1 protein-coding gene is annotated in these 3,123 nt (G+C 64.2%); it reads right to left on the reverse strand.

What is annotated here, in order from left to right; all coding sequences use genetic code 11:
• Nucleotides 1-507: 507 nt before the first annotated feature.
• Nucleotides 508-2,664 carry a TonB-dependent receptor gene (locus BLR02_RS28025; protein ID WP_090665472.1) on the reverse strand — a complete coding sequence of 719 codons (2,157 nt, stop codon included), beginning with the start codon at nucleotides 2,662-2,664 and terminating at the stop codon, nucleotides 508-510.
• Between the last annotated feature and the right edge of the window lie 459 nt (nucleotides 2,665-3,123).

The raw sequence follows: 3,123 nt of genomic DNA on the forward strand, positions 1-3,123 counted from the left end.
TACTGCCCCGGTCAGCCTGCCAGCCCTGGCATCCTGACGAGGCAGACCAGCCCGCCCAGGAGCACCGCTCCTACACCACGTCCAGGGACACGACCTGCAGGGATGCAGGCGCCGCCGACGGATCCTGTGTTTGCTATGGTCGAGAGCTCCCCCATCACGGTGGAGGCCACCTGGTTTTGCGTTGCTGCGCGTGCTGACGTCAGCGCAAACTGGCGATGGAGACTTGTTGGCGAGCGAATGTGGTCGGGCGGGCCCCGCTCGACGACTTGTCGCTGAAGCTACACCGATCTCTATCGACCTAGTTTGATCGAAGTCGGACAGACGCGGATTCGCCTTACAGCCCCGACGCCGGGCTACCGAGCGAAGCTTCGGATGGTTCAAACGCTGCCGCTGCCTTGTCCGTGGCCACAAAACCATCCCAAGCTTGACCGTCGCCTTCGTCGTCCTTGTCGCCGCAACCGTGCTATTCAAACGCTTGTGAGCTCTGAGTCGTCCAGCAGTCGGCGGTCAGAACGTCACCGTCATCAGAAAGCGCACGGTGCGGCCGGGCAGAAGCACCTCGTCCTTCTTGAAGGAGGCGACATTGCGGATATCGGAGTCCAGCAAGTTGGTGGCAATGACAGAAAGGTTCGCGCTGCGGACGTCGTCCAGCCGCGCCGTGTAACCAATGCGCGCGTTCAGCAGATCGTAGCCCTTCGTCGGCGTCTCGTTCTCTCCCAGGCGGTTCTGATTGAAAGCATGCAGGTAATCGATGCTACTCTGGATCCTGCCGTCGCGCCAGAACACGCCGCCGCCCAGCCGGTGCGGTGGGATGCGTGGCAGGTTGCCGCCGCCGCCCTCAAACTGAGCGCGCACGAAGTCGTAGCGACCGGAGACGCCCAGATTGCCGTCCCAGAGCTGGAAGAGATCCTGTTCTGCCTTCGCCTCTAAGCCATAGAAGCGGGCGTTACGCTGGCCGAAAGCGGTCTGTAGAAACTCCCCGTCCCTCCCCGCCGCGCAGGAGCTGAACTCTTCGCCACAGCTGTTGCCGGTCAGTGCGCGGTAGATGAAGTCATCGAAATGAGAATAGAAGGCGCTGGTATCGAAGCGGGTCATTCCGGTCGGGCGGGATAGGCCCAGCTCCACCGTCGTAGCCCGCTCCTTCCGCAGATTGGGGTTGCCGATGTCGAAGGTGCCGGAGGCATCGTGCGCCCCGCGGGAGAAAAGCTCCGCGGCGGTCGGGGCGCGCTGCACGTATTGCCCCGTCAACCGCGCCTGCATCGCCCAGGGCAGGTCGTAGAGCGCGCCGAGGCTGACGCTGAACGGGGCAAAGGTGCGGCGCCGCCCCGTGCTCTCCAGCTCCACATCAGGGTCAAAAGGTAAGTTGCCCTGCGAGAAATCCCCGGTCGCCCCGACGATCCGGCTGAACTCAACCCGCCCGGCGGCCTGCAGTCGCAGACGTGGTGTCAGAGACAACTCCTCGAACAGATAACCGGCGTAGCGGTCCGTCCGGTTTGGCGGCAGAAACTCCAGGAATTCGCCGGTAGTGCGGATACGCTCTTGCTCGACGGAGACGCCGAAGGTGCCATTGAGCGGGCCAAGGTCTGTGCTGACCGGGACGTGCTGGAGTTCAATGCGGCCATCCCAGCTGCTGTTGCGGAAGCCGCCATGAACCACACGGGCGCCTGCTAACTGACCTGCGCCAATCTCCTCCTCACCAAGCCCGCCTGCCTCCTCGGCGCCGATCTCCTCGTGGCGGTATTTGGAGAAGCCGAGCCAGCCGCTGATCCGCTGGATGGGGCCACTGCTCGGACGGTACTCGGCGCGGGTAGACCAGCGAACCTGCTCCGCCCGAAGGGCCGTGCGGGCCTGTGCCTCCTCGCCACCAGGGATCTCATAGAGGCTGCGGAAATGGGAGACTGAGGTGCCAACGAAACCCTGGTCGAAGATGTAGCTCAGGCCGGCCGACTTGCCGTCCGTTCGCACGCCGCTATTTTCCTGCCGCCTGCCACCGGGGATGCGGTAATCGCTGTCGTAGCGGCCAAAGATGTCGAAATGCGCGACCCAGTTCCCCACGCGCACGTCGGTGGTGCCCACCCCGTCCCAGCCGCGGGACCCGCTATTCCAGCCGCCCGAGATGCGGCCCTGCACGGCCCTGTCAGGAAGAGTGGTGGGGATGCGGTTGTTGATGACATTCACAACACCGCCAATGGCCTGCGAGCCCCAGCGCAGTGCGGCCGGGCCGCGGACCACCTCGATGCGCTCCGCCGAGAGCGGGTCCAGCGGCACGACGTGGTCCTCGCCCAAGTTCGAGGCGTCTCCGGAGAGGAAACCGTTCTCCTGCAGGCGCACCCGAAAGGTGTCCAGCCCGCGGATGATTGGGCGGCTTGCGCCCGGGGCGAAGGTGGAAGCGGTGATTCCCGGCTCATTGAACAGAACGTCACCGAGACTGCGGCCGGGCTGGTTGGCGATCTGCTCCCGATCCAGCGTGGTCACCGGTACGAAGCTGCCGAGCTGGTCCGTGGTGATGGGGCTTGCCGTTACTGAAACGGGCGGAAGCGAGATCGACGGCGAGGCAGCTTGCTGGGCCGGGTCCACCTCCTGTGCCGAGGCTTTCGGCCAGGTCCCGATGGAGGCAAGGACTGCGACCGTTGCCAGGAGTAATGAACGGCTTGAAATCATCATGTGGGTCCCAGCCTTCAGCAACCAACGGTTATCAAGCGGCGTTGGCAAGAGTTAGGTTATAACATTCCAACTTGGATGGAACGCAAGAGCCTGCAGTGCCGGCCAATGGCGACTCGTGCTCGGCCGACAGCCTTGGGGCGACGCCAACCGGACCTTTTGGGGTCGCCGACACTCCACCAATCAGCCGGGATGCGGCACATGCTGAGCAAGGCACGCCGCTCGGCGAGCGGCCATTGCACGGCCCACATCGAGATCGCGCAGATGACCGGCAAGCAGAGCAGCCTGGCTAGGCCCTGCCCGATCGCCTCCTGGCTATGGCAACGCGCCGCTCCCCGCCCGATTAATCGAACCGGGCCACGACTATGCCCTTATACCAAGTCTCCGAGAGCGTGACTCGTTGGGGATTCCCAGACTGGCGTCGCTCTGATTCAACATGGCGAACAGGGGAGCTTCGCCATG

It is taken from the genome of Belnapia rosea, assembly GCF_900101615.1.
GTDB lineage: Bacteria > Pseudomonadota > Alphaproteobacteria > Acetobacterales > Acetobacteraceae > Belnapia > Belnapia rosea.

What these genes read in the sequence shown, in the direction of transcription:
- BLR02_RS28025 (WP_090665472.1), bottom strand. Translation starts at nt 2,664, where the DNA reads ATGATGATTTCAAGCCGTTCATTACTCCTGGCAACGGTCGCAGTCCTT.